At 59.2% G+C, this 24,190-nt stretch carries 24 protein-coding genes; 21 read left to right on the plus strand and 3 right to left on the minus strand.

The features are described from left to right. From AWB64_RS32060 to AWB64_RS19605, 17 genes are all read left to right on the plus strand, one after another. A partial coding sequence (locus AWB64_RS32060) for a hypothetical protein (protein ID WP_208603291.1) occupies window positions 1–203 on the plus strand: 203 nt, incomplete at its 5' end. A 20-nt stretch (window positions 204–223) separates the two neighbouring features. Beyond that, the gene (gene ddpX, locus AWB64_RS19530; protein ID WP_060857240.1) at window positions 224–787 is read left to right on the plus strand and encodes a D-alanyl-D-alanine dipeptidase; all 564 of its coding nucleotides are present in this window, start codon (window positions 224–226) and stop codon (window positions 785–787) included. A gap of 78 nt (window positions 788–865) precedes the next feature. Further along, entirely contained in the window at window positions 866–2,428 is a 1,563-nt protein-coding gene (locus AWB64_RS19535) for an ABC transporter substrate-binding protein (RefSeq protein WP_374728637.1), read from the plus strand. A gap of 92 nt (window positions 2,429–2,520) precedes the next feature. Beyond that, entirely contained in the window at window positions 2,521–3,501 is a 981-nt protein-coding gene (locus tag AWB64_RS19540; RefSeq protein WP_244164125.1) for an ABC transporter permease, read from the plus strand. A 45-nt stretch (window positions 3,502–3,546) separates the two neighbouring features. After that, window positions 3,547–4,461, plus strand: a complete 915-nt coding sequence (locus AWB64_RS19545) for an ABC transporter permease (protein WP_060857089.1) — start codon at window positions 3,547–3,549, stop codon at window positions 4,459–4,461. 1 nt (window position 4,462) lies between these two features. Next, window positions 4,463–5,323, plus strand: coding sequence for an ABC transporter ATP-binding protein (locus AWB64_RS19550; RefSeq protein WP_208603292.1), 861 nt, complete (start codon window positions 4,463–4,465; stop codon window positions 5,321–5,323). After that, a complete protein-coding gene (locus AWB64_RS19555) occupies window positions 5,320–6,114 on the plus strand; it encodes an ABC transporter ATP-binding protein (RefSeq protein ID WP_060857091.1) in 795 nt (264 codons plus the stop codon). The genes AWB64_RS19550 and AWB64_RS19555 overlap by 4 nt, the downstream gene beginning before the upstream one ends. Window positions 6,115–6,298: 184 nt before the next feature. After that, entirely contained in the window at window positions 6,299–6,721 is a 423-nt protein-coding gene (locus AWB64_RS19560) for a DnaJ family domain-containing protein (protein ID WP_060857092.1), read from the plus strand. After that, the gene (gene tadA / locus AWB64_RS19565; RefSeq protein ID WP_374728638.1) at window positions 6,721–7,293 is read left to right on the plus strand and encodes a tRNA adenosine(34) deaminase TadA; all 573 of its coding nucleotides are present in this window, start codon (window positions 6,721–6,723) and stop codon (window positions 7,291–7,293) included. Before AWB64_RS19560 ends, tadA begins: the two co-directional genes overlap by 1 nt. Then, on the plus strand, window positions 7,290–8,216 hold the full coding sequence (ldcA, locus tag AWB64_RS19570; protein ID WP_060857094.1) for a muramoyltetrapeptide carboxypeptidase: 927 nt from the start codon (window positions 7,290–7,292) through the stop codon (window positions 8,214–8,216). Before tadA ends, ldcA begins: the two co-directional genes overlap by 4 nt. Window positions 8,217–8,499: 283 nt before the next feature. Further along, entirely contained in the window at window positions 8,500–9,258 is a 759-nt protein-coding gene (locus AWB64_RS19575) for a GntR family transcriptional regulator (protein ID WP_060857241.1), read from the plus strand. Window positions 9,259–9,584: 326 nt separating this feature from the next. Next, window positions 9,585–11,084: an NCS1 family nucleobase:cation symporter-1 gene (locus tag AWB64_RS19580; RefSeq protein ID WP_060857095.1), complete on the plus strand. Its 1,500-nt coding sequence runs from the start codon at window positions 9,585–9,587 to the stop codon at window positions 11,082–11,084. A 70-nt stretch (window positions 11,085–11,154) separates the two neighbouring features. Continuing rightward, the gene (locus tag AWB64_RS19585; RefSeq protein WP_060857096.1) at window positions 11,155–11,889 is read left to right on the plus strand and encodes an aspartate/glutamate racemase family protein; all 735 of its coding nucleotides are present in this window, start codon (window positions 11,155–11,157) and stop codon (window positions 11,887–11,889) included. A gap of 157 nt (window positions 11,890–12,046) precedes the next feature. Continuing rightward, the gene (gene puuE / locus AWB64_RS19590) at window positions 12,047–12,994 is read left to right on the plus strand and encodes an allantoinase PuuE (protein WP_060857097.1); all 948 of its coding nucleotides are present in this window, start codon (window positions 12,047–12,049) and stop codon (window positions 12,992–12,994) included. Further along, on the plus strand, window positions 12,994–13,515 hold the full coding sequence (gene uraD / locus AWB64_RS19595) for a 2-oxo-4-hydroxy-4-carboxy-5-ureidoimidazoline decarboxylase (protein ID WP_060857098.1): 522 nt from the start codon (window positions 12,994–12,996) through the stop codon (window positions 13,513–13,515). Before puuE ends, uraD begins: the two co-directional genes overlap by 1 nt. Window positions 13,516–13,552: 37 nt before the next feature. Next, window positions 13,553–14,563 carry an allantoicase gene (gene alc, locus AWB64_RS19600; protein ID WP_060857099.1) on the plus strand — a complete coding sequence of 337 codons (1,011 nt, stop codon included), beginning with the start codon at window positions 13,553–13,555 and terminating at the stop codon, window positions 14,561–14,563. A 28-nt stretch (window positions 14,564–14,591) separates the two neighbouring features. Then, on the plus strand, window positions 14,592–15,098 hold the full coding sequence (locus AWB64_RS19605) for an ureidoglycolate lyase (protein WP_060857100.1): 507 nt from the start codon (window positions 14,592–14,594) through the stop codon (window positions 15,096–15,098). 717 nt (window positions 15,099–15,815) lie between these two features. Here the strand turns inward: AWB64_RS19605 and AWB64_RS19610 are convergent. Further along, window positions 15,816–17,009: a urate hydroxylase PuuD gene (locus tag AWB64_RS19610; RefSeq protein ID WP_060857101.1), complete on the minus strand. Its 1,194-nt coding sequence runs from the start codon at window positions 17,007–17,009 to the stop codon at window positions 15,816–15,818. 71 nt (window positions 17,010–17,080) lie between these two features. Further along, on the minus strand, window positions 17,081–17,434 hold the full coding sequence (uraH, locus tag AWB64_RS19615) for a hydroxyisourate hydrolase (RefSeq protein WP_060857102.1): 354 nt from the start codon (window positions 17,432–17,434) through the stop codon (window positions 17,081–17,083). A 482-nt stretch (window positions 17,435–17,916) separates the two neighbouring features. Between uraH and AWB64_RS19625 the strand changes: the two genes are divergently transcribed. Continuing rightward, window positions 17,917–19,287 (plus strand): 8-oxoguanine deaminase, encoded by a 1,371-nt coding sequence (locus tag AWB64_RS19625; protein WP_060857104.1) that lies wholly within the window; start codon window positions 17,917–17,919, stop codon window positions 19,285–19,287. A 3-nt stretch (window positions 19,288–19,290) separates the two neighbouring features. Here AWB64_RS19625 and AWB64_RS19630 read toward each other — a convergent pair whose 3' ends face one another. After that, complete coding sequence (locus AWB64_RS19630) at window positions 19,291–20,223, minus strand: LysR substrate-binding domain-containing protein (protein WP_056352995.1); 933 nt, start codon at window positions 20,221–20,223, stop codon at window positions 19,291–19,293. 292 nt (window positions 20,224–20,515) lie between these two features. On the opposite strand from AWB64_RS19630, the gene AWB64_RS19635 reads away from it, so the two are divergent. Genes AWB64_RS19635 through AWB64_RS19645 form a run of 3 tightly spaced genes read left to right on the plus strand, consistent with a single transcriptional unit; the run spans window position 20,516 to window position 24,147 of the window. Then, complete coding sequence (locus AWB64_RS19635) at window positions 20,516–22,108, plus strand: ABC transporter ATP-binding protein (protein WP_060857105.1); 1,593 nt, start codon at window positions 20,516–20,518, stop codon at window positions 22,106–22,108. Beyond that, window positions 22,105–23,211, plus strand: a complete 1,107-nt coding sequence (locus tag AWB64_RS19640) for an ABC transporter permease (protein ID WP_060857106.1) — start codon at window positions 22,105–22,107, stop codon at window positions 23,209–23,211. The genes AWB64_RS19635 and AWB64_RS19640 overlap by 4 nt, the downstream gene beginning before the upstream one ends. A 6-nt stretch (window positions 23,212–23,217) precedes the next feature. After that, complete coding sequence (locus AWB64_RS19645) at window positions 23,218–24,147, plus strand: ABC transporter permease (protein ID WP_060857107.1); 930 nt, start codon at window positions 23,218–23,220, stop codon at window positions 24,145–24,147. Window positions 24,148–24,190: the final 43 nt, after the last annotated feature.

Here is a 24,190-nt window from a genome sequence, read left to right on the forward strand (position 1 = left end):
TGAGGTCTTTATTGAAAACTGCGCCAAGCACGGCATTGTCATTGACCCCGCTGTTGCACTTGGAGTGTGAAAGCGCCAGGTTTAATATCGGCTGCCAGTGTAAAAACCGGGCGCAAGCGCTGACGCCAGATGTGGCGAGTCTGCACATTCACCCACAAAGCCTGTGTTTTGATAAACAATACCGGCACCGCACGTACTCGTGAGCTTCGAAACTACATCGCCGATGCCCGACCACCGTTTGCAGTTAATCACGCCCGACACGCATTGCGTTGCCATCGACCTGGTCTACGCAACCGACCGCAATCTCACCGGCAAACCGATCTACAAGGCGGCGCACTGCCTGCTGCTGAGCCCTGCTGAAACCGCGCTGAAAAAGGCTGTCGAACTGGCTGGGCATATTGGCATGACGCTCAGGATTTTCGATGCCTACCGGCCGCCGCAAGCGCAGCAAGTGTTGTGGGACTTCCTGCCTGACCCGACTTATATAGCGGACCTGAAGCGCGGCTCGAACCACAGCCGCGGCACGGCGGTCGACCTTACCCTGGTCGACGCCAGCGGTCAGGACCTAGACATGGGCACTGGTTTCGACGAAATGTCGGTGGCCTCCGAGCACTTCCATGCGGGCTTACCCGAACATGTGCAACGCAACCGCACGCTCTTGCTTGGCGTGATGCACGGCGCGGGCTTCACGCATATTCCGAGTGAGTGGTGGCACTACGAATTGCCGGGCTCGCGCGAGCTTCCTGTTATCGATAATGCGGACAGTGGTCCTTTGCGCCTGATGTAAAAGCACAGCAGGGACACTCTCAACTTCCACGGAGCGAGTATGAAACGAGCATTGCGTGACGCGCTGGCAACCATCACGATGATGTCTATTCTAAGCTTGACCAGCATGAGCTTTGCAAACGCGGCCACGCCGAAGGACATGCTGGTAATGGCGACCCTGCTCGATGAATTCACCACCCTCGATCCTGGTGAGATCTATGAACTGGTGCCACAGGAATACGTCGCGAACACCTACGATCGCCTGATTCGCGTTGATCTGAAAGACCCGGCGCGCTTCAATGGCGACGTGGCGCAATCATGGGCCGTGAGCCAGGACGGATTGACGTTCACGTTCAAGATCAGGCCGGGTCTCAAGTTCCACTCGGGCAATCCGCTCACCGCTGACGACGTGGCATGGTCGATCCAGCGCACCGCATTGCTCGACAAAGGCGCGGCGGCCGTGCCGGCCGGCATTGGGCTGACCAAGGCAAACGCGCTGCAGAACGTGAAGAAAATCGACGATACAACGGTCTCCATTACGACCGACCAGAAGTACGCGCCGACTTTCGTGCTGAACGTGCTCGGTTCATGGCCAGCTTCCGTGCTCGACCGAAAACTGCTTGAATCGCACGCCAAGGGTAACGATTTTGGCAACGAGTGGCTGAAGACGAACGAGGCGGGGTCGGGCGCGTACAAGCTCGTGAAGTGGACCGCGAACGACAGCGTCGTGCTTCAGCGTTTCGATGGTTATCGCGTGCCGCTTGCCATGAAGCGTATTGTGATGCGGCATGTGCCCGAAGCGTCGAGCCAGCGCCTGATGATAGAGAACGGCGATATTGATGTGGCACGCGACCTGAGTTCGGATGACCTCGTCACGCTCACGAAGAAGGGCACGATTCGCGTGACCTCGGTTCCGCAGGCGACGCTGATGTATCTCGGCTTGAACAACAAGAACCCGAATCTTGCGAAGCCGGACGTGCAGGAAGCCATGAAATGGCTCATCGACTACAACGGCATTCAGCACAATATCGTGCGCACGACTTACAAGGTTCACGAGGCGTTTCTGCCCGAGGGATTTCTCGGTGCGCTGAACACCAACCCGTATCATCAGGACGTTGCAAAGGCGAAGGCGCTGCTCGCGAAGGCCGGCGTTCCGAACGGATTCACCGTGAAGATGGACGTGCGCAACGACTCGCCTTATGGCGAAATCGCGCAGGCGGTGCAGGCGAATCTGGCGCAAGGCGGTATCAAGGTCGAATTGATCTCAAGCGACAACAAGCAGACGCTTGGCAAATATCGGGCGCGTCAGCACGATATCTATATCGGTGAATGGTCGGCTGACTATATCGATCCGCATAGCAATGCGCAGGGCTTCGCGTGGAATCCGGATAACTCCGACAACTCCAGCTTCAAGATGCTTGCATGGCGCAATTCGTGGGACATTCCGCAATTGACGAAAGAGACGCAGGCCGCGCTCGAGGAATCGTCGACCGCGAAACGCGCGCAGCGCTACGAAGCGATGCAAAAGGAAGTGCTTGACCATTCGCCCTTCGTGATCATGTTCCAGAAGGTCTCGCAGGTCGCGGTCCGGCCGGGTGTGACCGGACTGGAAGTGGGGCCGATCTTCGATCTGGTGTCATATCGTGACCTGAAGAAACAATGAGCGTGGCGGCGCGGCTTACCATTTTCCAACGTGCGCGCGGTGTGCTTGCCGGTCATGCCGGCGTGCGCCGCGGATGGTTGCTCGTGCACTGGATGTTGATGCTCGCGGTGACTTTTATCGGGTTGCTGGGCGTGACGTTTTTTATCGGACGAAAGATTCCTATCGATCCGCTGCTCGCCATGCTCGGCGAGCGGGCTTCGCCGCAGGCCTACGCAGCGGCGCGTCTCGCGCTCGGGCTCGACAAGCCGTTGATCGTTCAGTTTTTCATCTATGTACGTGACGTGCTGCACGGCAATCTGGGCATGTCGCTGCTGACGTCAAACCCGGTTGTCGATGACATCAAGCGCGTCTTTCCCGCAACTCTCGAACTTGCCACGCTGTCCACTTTCATGGGCATTGTGATTGGTGTGCCGCTTGGCGTGGCCGCCGCGGTAAAGCACAACCGCTGGATCGATCACGTCGCGAGGTTCATCGGACTGGCGGGAAGCTCGTTACCGGTGTTCTGGCTTGCGCTGATGGGCCTGCTGTTGTTCTATGCCAAATTACACTGGGTATCCGGACCGGGCCGCATTGATCCGCTCTACGATGGCCTGGTCGATACACGCACCGGCAGTCTGCTGATCGATTCCATCATTGCAGGCGAATGGGACGTGCTGAAAAATGCGCTCTCGCATATCGTGCTGCCCACTGCCATTCTCGCGTTCTATTCCATTGCATACCTGAGCCGCATGACGCGATCCTTCATGCTCGAACAGTTGAGCCAGGAATACATTGTGACGGCGCGCGCGATGGGTCTGAGCGAGCGCCGCGTGATCTGGCGTCATGCGTTCGGCAATATCGCGGTGCCGTTGCTGACCGTGATCGCGCTCGCTTATAGCTATTTGCTCGAAGGGTCGGTCCTCACCGAAATCGTGTTTGCGTGGCCGGGTATAGGTTCATATTTGACGGGTGCGCTGCTCAACGCCGACATGAACGCCGTGCTCGGCAGCACGCTGGTGATCGGCGCGACATTCATCACGCTCAATTTGCTGACGGACGCGCTGTATCGAGTATTCGATCCACGCGCTCAATGAACGCCAAAGGTTCATGACGTGCTTCCATCTACCGATTCGACTCCAATGACGAAACCGCGCAGGGACTGGCAGGCGTGGCTGTTGACTGACACACCCGCGTCCCGCAGGCAGGCTGCGCTGGGGTTGACGTATCGGCGCTGGCGGCGGTTTTCGAGCAATCCGCTCAGCGTGTTCGGACTCGCGATCTTGCTTTTGCTGATTGCGTTCGCCGCAATCGGTCCGTTGCTTCCACTTCACGATCCCTTGCGCCAGGTGCTTGGCGACCGTTTGCTGCCGCCGGGTTCGCCTTCGCATTGGTTCGGCACCGATCAACTCGGCAGGGATATCCTCGCGCGCCTCGTCATTGGATCGCGGCTGACGTTGAGCATTGCGATCCTGGTCGTGGTGTTGGTGGTGCCCGTGGGATTGCTGATCGGCACGGCGGCGGGTTTCTGCGGCGGATTCATCGATACCGTCCTCATGCGTCTCACCGACATTGCGCTTGCGTTTCCGAAGATCGTGCTGGCGCTCGCGTTTGCGGCCGCGCTCGGGCCGGGCGTGATCAACGCGGTAATCGCGATTTCCATCACGGCGTGGCCGCCGTATGCGCGTCTCGCTCGGGCCGAAACGCTGCGTCTCGTGCAAGCCGATTTCATTCACGTTGCGCGCCTGCAAGGGGCGTCGTCCATGCGGATCTTGTTGCGTTATATCGTGCCCATGTGTTCGTCGTCGGTGATCGTTCGCGCGACGCTTGACATGGCGGGCATCATCCTGACCGTTGCAGGGCTGGGTTTTCTGGGGCTTGGCGCGCAGCCGCCGAGTCCCGAATGGGGCTTCATGGTGGCGTCGGGACGCGGCGTGCTGCTCGATGCGTGGTGGGTCGCAACCATTCCGGGCATTGCAATTCTGCTGGTCAGCCTTGCGTTCAATCTGCTCGGCGACGGCCTGCGCGATGTCTTCGATCCTCGTCAGGGAGGCTGACATGCAAGCCGGCAAGCTTTGCGAAATCGATAACCTGCGTATTGCATTCGAGGCTCACGACGGCTCGCTGACCGAAGCCGTGCGCGGCGTTTCGCTGACGCTTGCAAAGGGCGAGCGGCTTGGGATTGTCGGCGAATCGGGATCGGGTAAATCGTTGACGGGCCGCGCGTTGCTCGGGCTCCTGCCGGCATCGGCGCGTTGGTCGGCCGACGCCATGCGCATCGAAAATCAGGACCTTCTAGCCATGCATCCGAAAGAGCGGCGGCGTTTGTGCGGCACGCAGATGAGCATGATCCTGCAGGACCCCAAGTATTCGCTGAATCCGGTCATGACCGTTGCGCAGCAAATGCGCGAGGCGTTCGGGCGGCAATCGCCAAAGTCGAGTGCGAAGGCAATGCGTGAGCGCATTGTCGAGGCGCTGGCGGCCGTGCATATACGTGATCCGCGGCGCGTCGCCGATGCATATCCGCATGAGCTTTCCGGCGGCATGGGCCAGCGCGTGATGATTGCGATGATGGTTTCATCGGGCCCGAAATTGCTGATCGCCGACGAACCCACCAGCGCGCTCGACGTACTCGTTTCCATGCAAGTTCTCGCCGTCCTCGACGAGATGATCGCGAAGCACAACACCGGCTTGATCTTCATCAGCCACGACCTGCCGCTCGTGATGTCGTTCTGCGACCGCGTCATGGTGATGGTCGGCGGTCGCGTCGTTGAAACCTGCGCGGCGCGAGATCTCGCGCATGCGCAGCATCCGTACACGCGCGCCTTGCTCGCCGCAAGCCCGCCGCTGCGCAATCCTCCCGATCAACTGCCCGTGCTTCAACGCGACGCGGCCTGGTTCGCCGAGGCCGCGCGATGATCGATGCAAACGGGGTACAGGTCCGCTTCAAGACCAAAACCGGTTTTGCCGACGCGGTGCGCTCGGCGACGTTTCATGTGGACGAAGGCGAGGTGTTCGGGCTCGTGGGTGAATCTGGCTCGGGCAAGTCGACCGTGCTGCGTGCGCTGACCGGGCTCGCGCCCATTGCCAGCGGGTCGATGCGCATCGGCCGTCATCTGCTTGGCGAGCGCATTGACCGGGCGTTCAGGCGCGAAGTGCAAATGGTGTTTCAGGATCCGTACGGGTCGCTGTATCCGCGCTTCACGGTCGACCAGACCTTGCGCGAACCGCTGTCGATCAATGGCATGGATCGCCACGACGAGCGCATCCTCGACGCACTGCGTGAAGTGGGTCTTGGACCGGCCTTTCGCTTCCGGTACGGGCATCAGCTATCGGGCGGACAGCGCCAGCGCGTGGCCATAGCGCGGGCGCTGATCGTCGAGCCGCGCGTGCTGCTGCTCGATGAACCGACATCCGCGCTCGATGTATCGGTGCAGGCGGAAATCCTGAATCTGCTGCGGCGGCTGCATCGCGAGCGCAATCTCACCATGATGCTCGTCAGCCACAACATGGCGGTGGTCGGATTTTTATGTCAGCGCGTGGCGGTGATGCGCGATGGAGATATTGTCGAGCAGCTTCCCGTTGAAGCGGTGCGGGAGCAGAATGTGGCGCATGAATACACGCGAAGCTTGTTGCTCGCCACGCAAGGATATACGCGAAGAACGGACGATTCAGGCGGCCGCGAGCCGTTTGATAGAATAGGGCGTTAGCTGGTGGCATCCCCGAAGCGCGCGTGACGCCGGGATCGCTTTCGTGGCTATCAGGCTTTCGTGGCGGCCCGCAGGTCCTGCTGGCGCCCAACGCAGCTCAAACGCAACCCCAAACGTGACAGTCCGGCCCGACCCGCTTTATCGACTACGTTCGAAAACCGGGTTGCCGGCACCTAAAACGCCGATGAAACTGCTAGATGCCCTGGTCGAACAGCGAATTTCGGCCGCAGCCGCGCGCGGTGAGTTCGACAATCTGCCCGGCGCGGGCGAGCCGCTGGAATTCGACGACGACGCACTGGTCCCCGAAGAAGTTCGCGTTGCCAACCGCATTATGAAAAACGCCGGTTTTGTGCCTCCTGCCGTGGAACATCTGCGGGCGTTGCGCGATCTGCAAAACGAAGCGGGCGAGGCGGAAGATCCGGCGACGCGCGTCAAACTGCAGGCCAAGATGCTCGCGCTCGACATGGCGCTCGAGTCATTGCGGGGCAATTGCGCCGTGGTGCCGCTTGAGTATCGGCGGCGCATTGCGCAGCGCCTGTCCGACCGCTGGTCGGAGCAGGAAAAGACCGCCGACGCCGCCGCGCACGATCAGGCCGGGCAAAAGTGATTGCCGTCTCCAAGTCTGCATCCGCGGATGAAATCGATTCCACCGCCGCCGAGCGCGACCGCCGTTTCATGGCGCTCGCGCAAGTCGCCGCCGAAAAAGCGCGCGCGCTAGGGGAAGTGCCCGTTGGCGCGGTGCTGGTGCGCGGGGACGACGTGATCTCGACCGGTTTCAATCATCCTATTGGCGCGCACGACCCGTCGGCACACGCTGAAATGGCCGCGTTGCGCGCGGCGTCCATCGCGCTCGAAAACTACCGGTTGCCCGGCTGCGAGTTGTTCGTCACGCTTGAACCGTGCATCATGTGCGCCGGCGCGATCATGCATGCGCGTATTGCGCGCGTGGTGTTCGGTGCGCACGACCCCAAGACAGGCGCGTGCGGCAGTGTTGTCGATGCGTTTGCCATCGGCAACCTGAACCATCACACGACCGTTACCGGTGGCATACTCGGCGAAGAATGCGCCAACGCGCTACGCAGTTTCTTCGCCGAGCGCCGCCGCGAAACGAAAGCCGCGCGCGACGCCCGCAACGCCGGCCTGGCTGACCCTACAGATCCGCTTCTACCCCGCCCATGACCCTTCGCGCACGCACTATCGATCTGGTTGCTCCTTCCGGTTACCCCGCTCTGGAACCTGTTGAACGTGCGATCACGCGCCTGCAGGAGCAGGGACATACGCTCGAAAACGCGACTTCCGCATGGCGCAGATATCAGCGCTTCGGCGGCACGGACAGCGAGCGCGCGTCGGACATCAACCGGCTCGCCGATTCATCGCGTCCGTTGCCGGAAATCGTTTTGGCGGTCAGAGGCGGTTATGGCGCTTCACGGATCCTGCACGGCCTCGACTACGATGGTTTGCAACGGCGCTTGCGTGATCGGCCTGTCGTGCTTGTCGGTCATAGCGACTTCACGGCCCTTCAGCTCGCGCTATTTGCACGCGCAGGCATCAAGACCTTTGGCGGGCCAATGCTCACCGCCGATTTTGGCGCGGAGGAGCCAAGCACGTTCACGATGGATCACTTCTGGAATGCGATCACGAAGCCGTCGCTCACAGTGACGAGCGATGCCCCACAAGCGCAATCCGCCGATGTAACCGGCATGCTGTGGGGTGGCAATCTCGCGATGATCGCGTCATTGATTGGCACGCCTTACATGCCGCTGGTGGAGGGCGGGATTCTGTTTCTCGAGGACGTGAACGAGCATCCGTTTCGGGTCGAGCGGATGATTTATCAGCTTCACATGTCCGGAATTCTTGCGCGGCAGCAAGCTCTCGTGCTGGGCCAGTTCACTGGCGTCAAACTGTCTGAATACGACAACGGCTACACGTTCGAGACAATGGTCGAACAAGTGCGCTCTTTGGTTGGGATTCCGGTCGTGACCGGATTGCAGTTCGGGCATGTGCCGGATCTGTTGACGTTGCCGTTCGGTGCGACTGCGCATCTGGTCGCAAAGCCTGACGGTTTTGAGCTCGCGCTTTCCGATTTTCCGCATTTGACCTGAGCGGATTGAAAGCCAATAACAGAAAGCGCCCCCGGGGCGCTTTTTTTGTAAGTGCGCACTTGGATTGGGCGGAAATGCACGACTTTCGTGCTTTAGATTGTCAACAAAATAAGCGTTTGAACGATGAGGGAAACTACCTAACTCGGTCGCGAACGCCTTTATTTAAAGGGTTTAGTGCAGGAGCATCTCGTTGAAACTGGCAAGCATCATCGATTTCTCGTCAGAAATTGTTGACAGTTTTTATGTCCGTCATAAGATGCAATACATACAAGCGAACGCGATCATGTCCGAAGCCAAAGTGAGCGATTTATCGAAGGTAAGCGTCATCGGCAATGCGGCGCCAGCCGCAGCGGCGACGGCCGAGTCGATCGCGGCGAACATTCGCGACGCGATTCTCGAGCATCGTCTGGCGCCTGCAGCCAAGCTGACAGAAGCGCAGTTATGCGAAGTATTCGATGTAAAGCGCGGAACGGTGCGTCAAGCCCTTGCACAACTCGCGGGCGAGCGCCTGGTCGATCTTGAGCCAAACCGCGGGGCATTCGTGGCGAGCCCTTCGGTGCAGGAAGTGCATGAGGTGTTCGAGATGCGGCGCATCGTGGAATTGGCGGTGGTCGAGCGCATTTGCAGCGGTCACGGCACACGTCGTTTGAAGTCGATCAGCGCCACCATTGGGCGTGAACGCAAAGCATATGAAAGCCGCGATTTTTCATCGTGGATCAGGCTGTCTGGAGAGTTTCACAAGGAGCTTGCGCAGCTTACCGGCAATACCGTTTTATGCGAATGCCTGTCTGGGCTCGTGGCGCGCTCCACGTTGATATCGGCGTTATACGAGTCGCTTGGCCGTAGCTCCTGCAGTTTTGAGGATCACGAAGAGATACTCGCTGCGCTGGACGCGGGCGACGCCCCGCAAGCCGCTGAACTGATGGCGCGTCATTTACAGGACGTGGAAATGAAAATGCTTGATCGACCCGCACGCGGTGCCGTCGATCTGCATGAAGTCTTTGCCAAACCGAAGGTGCCTGGGCGCGAGAAAAGCGCCTGAACAGAGCCTGAGCGATGTGATGAGCACGCGACCGCACTCGTGGGCGCGATGCGATTGTCTTAGCTGAAAGTCGAATGAACCTTAAGGTCCGCATTAAATGAATGCGTGACTTCACCATGCTTTTCCTGAGTGCATGCGCCTATGCGCGCGTGTTGAATAACCATATTGCGTCCGCGCCAACGTTTGTACGGTGACTGGAGCGCTAAACGAATCGACGAAAAGAACGCCGCGCGAAGGCCATGCGAAGGCGTCTTTAGATATACGACGTTGCATCACAGTCGCTAATCCAAAGCGGCGCGATTGCCAAGTTCATTCAAGGAGAAGTCATGGTTCAATTCAGCGCGACCCCTGGCAGTGCTGCAATACCCGCTTACGACGATTCAGGACGGGACCCGGACCATCCGGCCGGATATAGCGATCGTCTTTATAACGACGACCTTGCGCCTCTCAAACATCAGACCTGGAGCGCATACAACATCTTTGCTTTCTGGATGTCGGACGTTCACAGCGTGGGCGGTTATGTGTTCGCGGGAAGTCTGTTCGCACTGGGCCTCACGAGTTGGCAAGTGCTGGTTTCGCTGCTGGTTGGAATCGGTATCGTCAATGTGTTGTGCAACCTGATCGCAAAACCGAGCCAGCAGGCCGGCGTTCCTTATCCCGTGGCATGCCGCGCGACCTTTGGCGTGTTGGGCGCAAACCTTCCCGCGGTAATCCGTGGCCTGATTGCAGTCGCGTGGTATGGCATCCAGACGTTCCTCGCGTCGAGTGCGCTCGTGATCGTGCTGCTGAAATTCATGCCGCAATGGATGCCATACGCCGATGTCCACAAATACGGCTTCGCCGGATTGTCGGCATTGGGCTGGGCAGGCTTCATGTTGCTGTGGGTGCTGCAAGCCGTCGTTTTCTGGCGTGGGATGGAGATGATCAAGAAGTTCATCGACTTCGCAGGACCGGCGGTCTATGTCGTCATGTTCATTCTTGCGGGCTACATGGTGTGGCGCGCGGGGTGGCGCAACATTGGCTTGAATCTTGGCGGCGTGAAGTATCACGGCATGGAAGTCGTGCCTGTCATGATCACGGCAATCTCGCTGGTCGTGTCGTATTTCTCCGGACCCATGCTCAATTTCGGCGACTTCTCGCGATACTGCAAAAGCTATAAGAGCGTAAAGCGTGGAAATTTCTGGGGACTGCCGTTCAACTTCCTCGCATTCTCTCTGGTCACCGTGGTGACGACAGCCGCCACATTGCCCGTCTTCGGCCAACTGATCACGGACCCGGTCGAGACCGTGGGCCGTATCGACCAGCCGACTGCGGTCATTCTGGGCGCGCTGACTTTCACGATAGCGACGATTGGCATCAACATTGTCGCGAACTTCGTTTCACCAGCTTTCGATTTCTCTAACGTTGCACCGCGTTTGATTAGCTGGCGCATGGGCGGCATGATGGCGGCGGTGGCGTCGGTGTTCATCACGCCGTGGAATCTTTTCAACAACCCTGCTGTGATCCATTACACGCTCGACGTGCTCGGCAGTTTTATCGGACCGCTGTATGGCGTGCTGATCGTGGACTTCTACTTGATGAAGCGAGGCAAGTTCAATGTGGAAGAGTTGTACACGACGTCGGAGACGGGACGTTACTGGTACAACAACGGCGTCAACTGGCGCGCGGTTATAGCGTTGTTGCCGGCGGCGGCAATTGCGATTGCATGCGTGATGGTGCCTGCACTGCAGGGCTCGGCGAACTTCTCCTGGTTCATCGGGGCAGGATTGGGCGGCGTGTTTTACTGGATCATCGCGGACAAGAAATCAGCGTCCAATTTTGCTTGAGAAACCGTCATGCCGTGCATTGGCTTGAGCGGCATGACAGCGATTTCCACACGTGACGAAGAAGGAAGAAATGCGCATCAAACTGATCAATCCCAATACGACCAGCCGCATGACCCAGGCAATGGATCGTTGCGCCAGGGAAGTGGTATCGAACGGAACGGAAGTCATTTCAGTCAGCGCGTCGATGGGGCCGCCGTCCATTGAGGGTTACTACGACGAGGCGCTTGCCTCGCTGGCGTTGCTGCAGGAAATAGAGAAGGGAGAGAACGATGGCATGGATGGCTATGTCATTGCATGCTTTGGGGATCCGGCGTTGTATGCCGCGCGCGAACTGGCGCGTGGTCCGGTCATAGGAATAGCCGAAGCGGCAATGCATGCGGCTAGTGTGATTGCGCCGAGCTTTTCAGTTGTGACAACACTCAAGCGCACGTGCACGATGTCGTGGCATCTGGCCGAGCGCTACGGCATGAAGCGTTTCTGCAAGAATGTCCGTGCAACCGATGTTGCGGTGCTCGACCTCGATGTTCCCGGTTCCAGGGCGCGCTCGATCATTATCGATGAATGCCGCAAGGCTTTGGTGGAAGACGGCGCGGAATCCATTGTCCTTGGGTGTGCGGGCATGGCTGAGTTTTGCCGCGAGATTGAAGATGCAATCGGCGCGCCGGTAATAGAGGGCGTGACGACAGCAGTCAAATGGGCGGAGGCGTTAATTTCGCTAAGACTTAAAACCGCTAAGCGAGGCGACTATGCGCGTCCCTTGCCCAAGCAATACGATGGAGATCTGGCGATTTATAGCCCCCGCTAAGCGCAGATCATACCTGCCGCCTGACTCGCAATATCTGCGTATGAATATGGGCGCGGCCATGCGTTTTCGCTAAACTGGTCTATCGTCGCGCAGGGTCCATCAAGGTGCTGTTGGACACCGTGCGCGGCTCCATCGACTTCAACGCACTCATCCAGCCATGTCGAACGAATCGAATTACCCACGCGACCTGATCGGCTATGGCCGGCACCCCGTGCAGCCGAACTGGCCCGGAAATGCGCGTATTGCCGTGCAATTCGTGCTGAATTACGAGGAGGGCGGAGAAAACTGCGTGCTGCATGGCGATGTAGCGTCCGAGCAGTTCTTGTCGGAGATCGTGGGCGCGGCGGCTTATCCTTCGCGTCACATGAGCATGGAATCCATTTACGAATACGGATCGCGCGCGGGCGTATGGCGCATTCTTCGCGAGTTCGAAAAGCGCGGCTTGCCGCTGACCGTGTTTGGCGTTGGCATGGCAATTGAGCGTCATCCGGATCTGGGCCGCGCGTTCGTTGAACTGGGACATGAAATTGCGTGCCATGGGTATCGATGGATTCACTATCAGGACATGTCGCCCGAGAAGGAAGCGGAGCATATGCGTCTTGGCATGCAGGCTATCGAGCGCGTAACGGGCGTGAAACCGCTTGGCTGGTACACGGGACGCGACAGTCCCAACACGCACAGGCTGGTGGCAGAGCATGGGGGCTTTCTCTACGACTCGGATTATTACGGCGACGACCTGCCGTTCTGGATGGATGTGGAAGTGAGCGGCGGCGCGAAGGTGCCGCAGTTGATCGTTCCCTACACGCTGGATACCAACGACATGCGTTTCGCGACGCCACAAGGTTTCAACACGGCGGAGCAATTCTTTGTGTATTTGCGCGATGCTTTCGACGTGCTCTATGAGGAAGGGAGTGAGACGCCGAAGATGTTGTCGATCGGCATGCATTGCAGGTTGCTTGGGCGTCCCGGGCGCTTCCGTGCGCTGCAGCGTTTTCTTGATCACATCGAGCAACATGATCGCGTCTGGGTCACGCGGCGCGTGGATATTGCGCGTCATTGGCGCGAGCATCACCCGTACGAAGGAACGGCCGGAGCAAGCGCGTGATGACGACCGTACCAATGACACTGGAGCAGCTCAACGCGTTGAACGCGGACGATTTCGCTGTCGCTTTGTCGGGCATTTTCGAGCATTCGCGTTGGGTTGCCGAGGAAGCGGCAATGAAGCGTCCATTTGCGAGTATCGATGCGCTCTATACAACCATGGCAGCCATTGTCGATAATGCCAGCGCCACGCGTCAGCTTGCGTTGATCAATGCTCACCCGGAGCTTGCGGGTAAGGCCGCTGTGCGCGGTGAACTCACCCACGAGTCCACGCGGGAGCAGAGCGGCGCGGGGCTCGATCTTTGCACGCAGGAAGAGTTCGACGCGTTGCAGGCGCTTAACGCGAGTTATCGCGAGAAATTCGGTTTCCCTTTTATTCTTGCCGTGCGCGGGTTCGATCGTCACGGCATCATCGCGAACTTCAAGGCGCGGCTGCATAACAGCCGCGATGTCGAGTTGCGCGAAAGTCTGCAGCAAATCTACCGGATAGCGCGTTTCAGGCTCGACGATCTGATCGCCGCCTGAGGCCTGCGCGCCGCCTTCAATTCAATCAAGGAACCTCATGTCCATACCGACACTCGATCCCAACGCTCCTGAATTCACGCGCCGTTATGTGAATCTCGCGGACCCGCGGCTTGGTGCGCAGGCGTTCGAAGCCAGCGACGATTTTTTTGCGCCGAAGGAGCGCATGTTGAATCCTGAGCCGGCTGTTTTTATCGTGGGTAAATACGACGATAACGGCAAGTGGATGGACGGCTGGGAGACCCGTCGCAAGCGCGTGAGCGGTTACGATTGGTGCGTGGTGAAACTGGCGCGGCCGGGCGTGATCAAGGGGTTCGATATCGATACGAGCCACTTCACCGGCAATTTCCCGCCGGCGGCGTCTATTGAGGGCGCGCACGTGGCTGAGGGCGCGCCGAATCAGGCGACGAAGTGGACTGAAATCGTGCCGTCCATGACGTTGCAGGGTAATACGCATCACTATGTGAACGTCGCGAATGAGCAGCCGTTCACGCATTTGCGCGTGAACATTTATCCCGATGGCGGTATTGCCCGCTTGCGCGTTTATGGTCAGCCGCAGCTTGACTGGAGCAGCGCGAGCCGCAGTGAGTTATTTGATCTCGCCGCCATGGAGAACGGCGCGTATATCGTAGGCGCGAACAATCAGCATTTCGGCTTGGCGTCGACCTTGCTGATGCCGGGGCGCGGCGTGAATATGGGTGATGGCTGGGAGACGCGGCGGCGTCGTGAGCCGGGGAATGACTGGTGTATCGTGGCGCTGGCGCAACCGGGCGTGATCAGGAAGGTCGAAGTGGATACAGCGCATTTCAAGGGCAATTATCCTGACCGGTGTTCGTTGCAGGCTGCTTATGTGACGGGCGGGACGGATAGTTCGCTGGTTACGCAGGCGATGTTCTGGCCGGTATTGCTTGGCGAGCAGAAGTTGCAGATGGACAAGCAGCATGGGTTCGAAGCGGAGCTAGCCGCGTTGGGTCCTGTTACGCACGTGCGGTTCAACATTTATCCTGATGGCGGTGTATCGCGTTTGCGGTTGTTCGGCACGCTGGCGTGATGTGTTTAAAAACGAAACAGGTTCCACGATGAAAAAGTTGGCGATTGAACCGTTGACCAAGGCCGCCTTTGAGCCGTTCGGCGATGTCATCGAGCTCGAGGGTGCTAAGCAGATTCCGATCAATCTCGGGACGACTATGCGTTTTCACGATCTTGCTCGTATTGATGTGGAAGATGAGGGCGGGCGGCCGCTCGTGAATCTGTTTCGTGGGCAGCCGCGGGTGTTGCCTTTTGAGGTGTCGATGCTTGAGCGGCATCCGTTGGGGAGTCAGGCGTTTGTGCCGCTTAACGATCGGCCTTATCTGGTTGTGGTGGCGCCGGCGGGGGAGCTTGAACCTTCGGCTGTTCGGGCGTTTGTTACGCGGGGATGGCAAGGGGTTAATTATGCCAAGGGCGTCTGGCATCATCCGTTGATTGCACTTGGCGAAGTGAGCGACTTTATTGTGGTCGATCGGGGGGGGGATGGGGTTAATCTTAATGAGGTGCAGCTTGATGAACCGGTTTGGTTAATGGGCGAGGATTTTGTTCGCACTTGATTTAAGGCATGCGGGGGGCAGGTTTCATGTCTGGGGCCTGCTTTTTAGGGTTTCGCGCGTTTCTTGTTCGTTGGTCCTATTTAGCACTGTTAGCCACTATCCGTGGCGGGACTTCATTTCTTTGTCCAACGGCGACAAAGAAACGAAGCAAAGAAAACGCCTTTCAACCGCTAATTCTTAAGTGTCCCGAGCGTGCAGTGACATCTGCTTGGGACTTCAAAAGAACCCTCGACGCCATAACCACCATCACCTGAAACCCTTCCCCTCCGAACCCCTACATCCACACGCTTCGCCACCCGTGTTCTCGGGCAAGCACACAACCTCACGAAACCAGTACGGCCAAACACCCCAATTTGCGTGCAAGCACGCAAATGGGCGCGCGCTGCGCGCCGCGCTTTCCGGTTTGACGGCTACTCACACTGGTGGCGAAGCGTGTGGGTATCTGTGAACGAAGGGGAAGGGGTTCAACTGTCCGGGGTTTTACGCTGAGTGTTCTTTTGAAGTCCCAAGCAGATATCAGTGCACGCTTGGTCTCTTTAAGAATTAGCGGTGGAGAGGCGTTTTCTTTGCTTCGTTTCTTTGTCGCCGTTGGAAAAAGAAATGAAGTCCCGCCACGGACAGTGGCTAACAGTGCTAAATAGGACCAACGAACAAGAAACGCGCGAAGCCCCCAAGAGCAGGACCCCCACGCATTCCCCCCGAAGTGCGAACGAAAACCTACTTCAAAGCCCCACCTTGAAACCAAGCAGCAATCTTCGCCCGTTCGCCATCGGTCATCTGGGTAACATTCCCAAGCGGCATTGCTTTCAACACAACAGCCTGCTGATAAACCCGCTGCGCGTTCAAAGAAATGGCCTCTGGCGTATCAAGCAAAACACCAGCGGGCGCCGCCCCCATCATAGTAGGATGCGCAGCATGACAGGTCGCACACCGCTGCTGCAAGATAGGCGCAATATCGGCCACACGCACACCTGGCGCACCCGCCACTGGCGCAACAGTCGGCACCCCCTTCGGCATGGTCCACGCAAACGCACCAAACATCAGCAACACGCCAATCACCGGCAAGTACCACAACACCTGCCCGCGATGCCGCATCACAAAAAACTGCCGGATCAAAGCCCCAGCCAACATGATGATCAACAACACAGCCCAGTTATACGGATGCGTATAAGTCATCGCGTAGTGATTCGATAACATCACGAACACCACTGGTAACGTAAAGTACGTGTTGTGCACCGACCGCTGCTTGCCACGCTTGCCATAAATGGCGTTGGGCACTTCGCCCTTGAGCATCGCATCGACCATTTTGCGCTGGCCGGGAATGATCACGAAAAACACATTCGCCGACATGATCGTGGCAAGGGTCGCACCGGTAATCAAATAAGCCGCGCGCCCGGCAAACACGTGGCAGGCGAGCCACGCCGCAATAATCACATACACGCCCACGCAGATGCCGAGCAACCCATCGCGATTTCCAAGGACCCGGCACAGCGAGTCATAAACAATCCAGCCCGCCAGCAAGAACCCAAGCGCCGACGACACCGCAACAACCGGCCCCATGTCGAGCACATTCTTGTCGATGAGATACGTGCTCGGCGAGAACAGATACAACACCATGAAGAGCCCAAAGCCCGACATCCACGTGGTGTAGGACGGCCACTTCGACCAGTGCAGATCATCCGGCATGTTCGCCGGTGCGACGGTGTACTTCTGCATGTTGTAGAAGCCGCCACCATGCACGTGCCACAATTCGCCGAACACGCCGCGCTTCGTCGCGGCCGGATCTTTCGGCGGTTTCAAACTGTTGTCGAGCGCCACGAAATAAAAGGACTCGCCAATCCACGCAATCGCCACCACCACATGCAGCCAGCGCAACGCGAGATTCAACCAGTCAACAATAAAACCTTGCATGAAACGTCTCCACCACGAATTCTTTGATTAAGCCTGGAAGGCCGCCCTCGAGCGAAACTCAAAAACGCGCCTCAACTTCCGCGATACGTGCTGTAAGCCCACGGCGATACAAGCAGCGGCACGTGATAGTGCGAGGTGGCGTCGGCAATACCGAATCGCAGCACCACACGATCCACAAAGCGCGGTTCAGGCAAGTTCACGCCGCTCGCGGCAAAGTAATCGCCGGCATGGAAAACGAGTTCGTATTCGCCGGCAACAAACGCATCGTCCTGAAGCAACGGGGCGTCGCAGCGGCCATCGGAGTTTGTATGCGTGGTGAGAAGCGAGCGCCGGGCATCGCCGGCGAGCACGAAGAGTTCAACCTTGATACCGGCGCCTGGGCGGCCATGTGCGGTATCGAGTACGTGGGTGGTTAGCTTGCCCATTCGCGTTGTCCTTGTAGTGTGCGAGGAGCGGCTGCGCATCGAACCGTCTGGAACAGACTGGAGCGGCGGATCGAGGCTCCACAATCGTGGCTACATACCCGTCGGCGTGAATGGATGCGCGCCGTGTTCAGCATTGTAAAAAGTTGCCGTGACCATGACGCGCGCGATAAGCAAGATAATCCGCAGCACATGAGCGAAAACCCTGCAACGCGCGCTGTGAACGGCTCACGTTCCCACCCTTTTTCATCGCTTCCCGCCGATCCTACCCGCACCAAAATTCACGATCATATCGAGTCTGTGAAGACAAACATGGCGGCGTTCGCATTGTCAGGGTCTTTTTGGCTGGCGACAGTGAGGTCTTGCACAGCACGGCAGGCTGGCATCCCGAAGACGGCGATCGACGCTGGGTAACCGGGCAATCGCGCGAAGTCGAGTGATATTCTTCGCGCCCTCGGAAAAACAGTGAAGTAGCGGAGATCGACATGCAACAAAAGCTCAAGACCTTGCTGGTGAAGAACGCGCAGGTGCTCGTGACCATGGACGATACGCGGCGCGAGATTGCCGGCGGCGGCTTGTTCATCGAAGGAAACCGGATCGTGGCCGTGGGTCCGGCGAGCGAGTTGCCGCAAGAGGCGGACGAAGTGCTCGATATGTCGGGGCATCTGGTGATTCCCGGCCTGGTCAACACGCATCACCATATGTATCAGAGCCTGACGCGTGCTGTTCCCGCCGCGCAAAACGCCGAGTTGTTCGGCTGGCTGACGAACTTGTACAAGATCTGGGCGAACCTGACGCCGGAGATGATCGCGGTATCGACACTGACCGCCATGGCCGAGTTGCTGCTCTCGGGCTGTACCACGTCGAGCGATCATCTCTACATTTATCCGAATGGCGCGCGTCTGGATGACAGCATCGCGTCGGCGCAGCAGATTGGGATGCGGTTTCACGCGGCGCGTGGAAGCATGAGCGTCGGGCAGAAAGACGGCGGATTGCCGCCGGATTCGGTGGTCGAAAAAGAAGACGCGATTCTGAAGGACACGCAGCGCCTGATCGAAACCTATAACGACGAAGGCCGTTACGCGATGCTGCGTGTCGTCGTGGCGCCGTGTTCGCCGTTCTCGGTAAGCCGTGAACTGATGCGCGATTCGGCGCTCTTGGCGCGGGAATATGGGGTGTCGATGCATACGCATCTCGCCGAGAACGCGAACGACGTCACGTACAGCCGCGAGAAGTTCGGCATGTCGCCGGCCGAGTACGCGGAGGATCTGGGCTGGGTCGGGCCGGATGTGTGGCACGCGCATTGTGTGCAACTGGACCGCGCAGGCATCGAGTTGTTCGGGCGCACGGGAACGGGCGTCGCGCATTGTCCGTGCTCGAACATGCGGCTGGCATCGGGCATTGCGCCCATCCGTGCGATGCGCGACGCGGGCGTGAGCGTGGGCATTGGCGTGGATGGTTCCGCATCGAACGATGGCGCGCAGATGGTCGCCGAGGTGCGCCAGGCGATGTTATTGCAGCGCGTGGGTTTCGGTCCCGACGCCATGAGCGCGCGCGAAGCCCTGGAGATTGCCACACGCGGAGGCGCAAAGGTGTTGTGGCGCGACGATATCGGCGCATTGGCGCCCGGCATGGCGGCGGATTTCGTGTCCTTCGACTTGAGTCACCACGCCTTCGCGGGCGCGTTGCACGATCCGGTCGCGGCGCTGGTTTTTTGCGCGCCTTCGCAGGTGGCGACCAGTGTTATCGATGGGAAAGTGGTTGTGCGTCACGGTCAGTTGACGACCGTCGATCTGGGTCCGATCGTCGAGCGTCATAACCGGCTGGCGGGAAAGCTGATGCAAATGGCCCGCTAACGATCAAGGCACGTCGATCAGCGAGCGCGTGGCATCGGCGACGAGGTGACGGAGCCATCGCACTTCGTCGGAGTAATGGCAGCGCTCGTGCCATAGCTGGTAGTACTGCATCGGCGGAAAATCGAGCGGCGCGGGCACCACGGTCAATGGCAGGAACTTCGCGTAGTGATCGGCGAAAAGGCGCGTGGTCGTGAACACGAGATCCGACTTGATCAGCACGTACGGCGCGAGATTGAAGTACGGCAGCGTGACGACCACATGGCGTTTCAGGCGTTCACGTGCGAGATGGACATCGATCGCGCCGCGCTGGCCCACCGAATAGGGTGTGGGTGCGAGATGCGGCGCATTGAGATATTGATCGAGCGTGAGCGCGCCGCGACGTGCAAACGGATGATTGGAACTGACCAGACACACGATCTTGTCGACGAAAAGATTCGAGAGATGCAGTTGTTCAGGCGGTTCGGGCCAGTTGCCCACCACAATGTCGAGCTTGCCTTCTTCCAGCGCGAGTTCGTAGTCGAAAGCGGGACCGAGAGAATGGAATTCGAGCGTGGCGTTCGGTGCGGCGATCCGGAATCGTTCGACTACCGTGGGCACGAACAACACGTTCAGGTAATCCGGACAGCCAATCCGGTAGCACCGCACGGAAGTGGAGGGCTCGAAATTATGCTGCTGGACCTTGATGCGTTCGATTTCGCGCAGCGCGTTTTGCGTGGGTTCGAGCAGGCGCAGGCCGTATTCGGTCGGCACCATGCCCGCCTTGCCGCGCACGAGCAACGGGTCGCCGGTGATATCGCGCAGACGCCTGAGCGCCGCGCTGATGGCCGGCTGCGACTGGTTCAACTTCACGGCCGCGCGCGTGACGCTGCGTTCCATGAGCAGGGTGTGCAGGACGCGTAACAAGTAAGTATCGATTGCTTCGCGTTGCTGACTCATGTTTTCTCCAATATATGGTCAGGCTGATCGACCAGGGTGCGGGACATATCGTTTTTAATATGACACATTTATCGCGTCAAGCCAGGCATACCCGCAACCGCGCGCGTGGCAAGTCTTCAAGCCATGCGTTGTTGCTTGGAAGTGACTCCAACGCGAACTTATCGCGTTCACTATTTTGAGCAATCGACGCCCCGCACCGTTTTGGGTATCTTTTCCTCGCAGACCGCATGTTTTCCGTTGCCGTCATACCGGTCACCCCGCTTTTGCGCAATTCCGCACTTTCTGACTCCTTATGGGCGACGCTATTTCCTCATCCATTCAGCCGGGCGGTGCGCGTGTTCCGCGCCTCGCGCTACGCGGCATAAGCAAGCAATATCCGGCCGTCAAGGCTAATGACGACGTGACGCTCGTCGTGGAAGCCGGCGAGATCCACGCGGTGCTCGGCGAGAACGGCGCGGGCAAGTCGACGCTGATGAAGATCATCTACGGCGCGGTGCGTCCGGACGAAGGCGAGATTCAGTGGAACGGCGAGACCGTCGAGATCGACAGTCCGGCGGCCGCACGCAAGCTTGGCATCGGCATGGTGTTCCAGCATTTTTCCTTGTTCGATACGCTCACGGTCGGCGAGAACATCGCGCTTGCGCTCGACGACAAGTTCGATCTGAAGAGCCTGAGCAAGCGCATTCGCGAGGTGTCGGCCGATTATGGACTCGACGTCGATCCGCAACGCCATGTGCATAGTCTCGCGGTCGGCGAGCGTCAACGCGTCGAGATTGTCCGATGCCTGCTGCAGAACCCGCGTCTGCTGATCATGGATGAACCCACTTCCGTGTTGACGCCGCAAGCGGTGAAGAAGCTTTTTACAGTGCTGAGAAGGCTTGCGTCGGAAGGATGCAGCATTCTCTATATCAGCCACAAACTCGATGAAATCCAGGCGCTGTGCCAGACCGCGACGGTGATGCGCGGCGGCCGCGTGACCGGAAGCGTCGATCCGCGCAAGGAAACGCACGCAACGCTTGCGCAACTGATGGTCGGTCATTCGCTGCCCGATTACACGCGCCGCAAACATACGCCGGGCGACGTGAAACTCGCGGTGAAGAACTTGTCGGTTGCAAGCGCCGATCCGTTCGGCACGTCGCTGCAAGGCGTTTCGTTCTCCGTGCATGCGGGAGAAATTTTCGGCATCGCGGGTGTATCGGGCAATGGACAGGCCGAGTTGCTGGCCGCGCTCTCGGGCGAGATCCGCGACAAACACATCGCGCCCGATGCAATCACCATCGTCGGCCAACCGGCTGCACGTTACAGCGCAGGCGGACGACGCGCCCTCGGCTTCGCCTTCGTGCCCGAAGAGCGGCTCGGACGCGGCGCGGTGCCAGCCATGTCGCTCGCTGAAAACGCGCTGTTGACCGGGCATCGAGAACACATGGTGCGCGGCGGCTGGATCAGCACGAAGTCAATGCGCGCATTCGCCGACCGCTGCATCAACGCCTTCGATGTCCGTTGCGGCGGCAACGGAGCGCTCGCGCAAAGCCTGTCGGGCGGCAACTTGCAGAAGTTCATCGTGGGCCGCGAGATTTTGCAGGAGCCGAAGGTGCTCGTCGTCGCGCAGCCGACGTGGGGCGTGGACGTCGGCGCGGCCGGTTTCATCCGCCAGCAATTGCTCGATCTGGCGGCGCGCGGCGTGGCGATTCTGGTGATATCGGAGGAACTGGAAGAACTCTTCGATATTTGCGACCGTATTGCCGTTCTCGCGCGCGGCAAGCTTTCGCCGGTGCGTGAAACCGGTCTCACCAATGCGGAAGAAATCGGCCTTTTCATGGCGGGTCTCTTCGATGGTCATCGCGCCGAACCCGCCGCCCTCGACACCACGGCACCGACATCATGAATTTTCCATATCGACTCGAAGCGCGGCCAACGCCGTCGCGCGCCATGCAGCTTGCCGTGCCGGTGGTCGCCGCCGTGCTGACGCTGATCATCGGCTTCCTGATCTTCACGCTCGTGGGACAGGATCCGTTGCGCGCGATGCACGGGTTTTTCATCGAACCGTTGTCGAACGTGAATGGCTGGTCCGAGCTTGTGCTGAAGGCCTCGCCGTTGTGCCTGATCGCGCTGGGTCTGGCCGTGGGTTATCGGGCGAACGTCTGGAACATCGGCGCTGAAGGGCAGATGCTGCTTGGCGGGATCGTGGCGGGCGGGATTGCGATTCATCTCCCCGATGCCACAGGCTGGTGGCTCCTGCCGCTGATGATGGTGGGCGGCGTGATTGGCGGCATGGTGTGGGCAGCCATTCCCGCGTTGCTCAAGAGCCGGTTCAACACCAACGAAATCCTGACGAGCCTGATGCTCACCTACGTCGCAACGCAATTGCTGATTTATCTGGTGAGCGGTCCGTGGCGCGATCCGGAAGGCATGAACTTCCCTATCTCGGCCATGTTCAGCGATGCCGCGCAATTTCCGCGTCTCTACAGCGACTGGGGCTGGGCGTGGCTGAAGGGCACGCGCATCAACGCTTCCGTGTTCCTGACGGCGATCGCCATTCCGCTCGTGTGGCTGTTCATGAGGAAAAGCTTCGCGGGGTATCGGATGAACGTGGGTGGTCTCGCGCCGCTCGCCGCGCGCTACGCCGGTTTCTCCGATAAGAAGGCCATCTGGACCTCGCTGCTCTTGAGCGGCGGACTGGCAGGTCTCGCCGGGATGGGCGAAGTCGCCGGGCCGATCGGACAATTGCAGGCCGGCTGGTCGCCGGGATATGGCTTCACCGCGATCATCGTTGTGTTCGTGGGACGTTTGCATCCGGTCGGGATCGTTCTCGCGAGCCTCTTGATGGCGCTGCTGTATCTCGGCGGCGAAGCGGTGCAGACCTCGTTGCAGCTGCCGCAAGCGCTTGCCGGTGTGTTTCAGGGATTGCTGTTGTTCTGCCTTCTGGGTGCGGACCTGTTCGTCAACTATCGCGTGCGCCGCCGGGTCGTCGCGCATGCGCATTCGTAAATACACATGGACATCAATCAAGCCAGCTCGCTTGCATCCAGCGCTGTTGTCGCGGCCATTCCATTGATGTACGCCGGCGCCGGCGAACTCGTCGCGGAGAAGTCCGGCGTGTTGAACCTCGGCGTGGAAGGCATGATGCTGATGGGCGCCGTCACCGGCTACGCCGTGACCGCGATCACCGGCAACCCGTGGCTGGGCATAGCCGGCGCGGTGGTCGCGGGCGTGCTCATGTCGCTCGTGTTCGCATTCCTCACCATTACCATGCTTGCCAATCAGGTCGCCACGGGGTTGTCGCTGACGATCTTCGGCATCGGGTTTTCGGCGTATATCGGCAAGCCTTATACGTCGGCGGCGGTGCGCGCATCCATCGATGTCTTGCCCATACCCGGTCTCGCGTCCATTCCCGTCATTGGGCCGGCGTTTTTCATGCTGACGCCGCTGGGCTATCTCGCGTTCATCATGTTCGGCGTGATCGGCTGGTTCCTGTACAAGACGCGCGCGGGTCTCGTGCTGCGCTCGGTGGGCGAGTCGCCGTCGGTTGCGCACTCGGTCGGGTTTCCGGTAGTTGGCGTGCGCTATGCCGCCACGCTTTTCGGCGGCGGCATGGCGGGCATTGCCGGCGGTTATTACTCGATCGTCTACCTGCACTTGTGGCAGGAACAATTGACGTCGGGGCGCGGCTGGATCGCGCTTGCGCTGGTCGTGTTCGCGACGTGGCGGCCGGGCCGGCTGCTTATTGGCGCGTTGCTGTTTGGCGCCGTGATGGCGCTGCAGTTCTATGCACAAGCTATCGGCGTGCCGATTCCGACTCAATTCCTCGCGATGCTGCCGTACCTTGCGACCATCGTCGTGCTGGTGCTGATTTCGCGCAATCCGAACACGATCAAGCTCAATGCTCCGGCGTCGCTTGGCAAGCCGTTTTTCGCGGCGAGTTGAGCGAGCGGTCGAAGTCGATTATTTCTGGCACCACGATTTTCAT

Source organism: Caballeronia sordidicola, from assembly GCF_001544455.2.
Taxonomy (GTDB): domain Bacteria; phylum Pseudomonadota; class Gammaproteobacteria; order Burkholderiales; family Burkholderiaceae; genus Caballeronia; species Caballeronia sordidicola.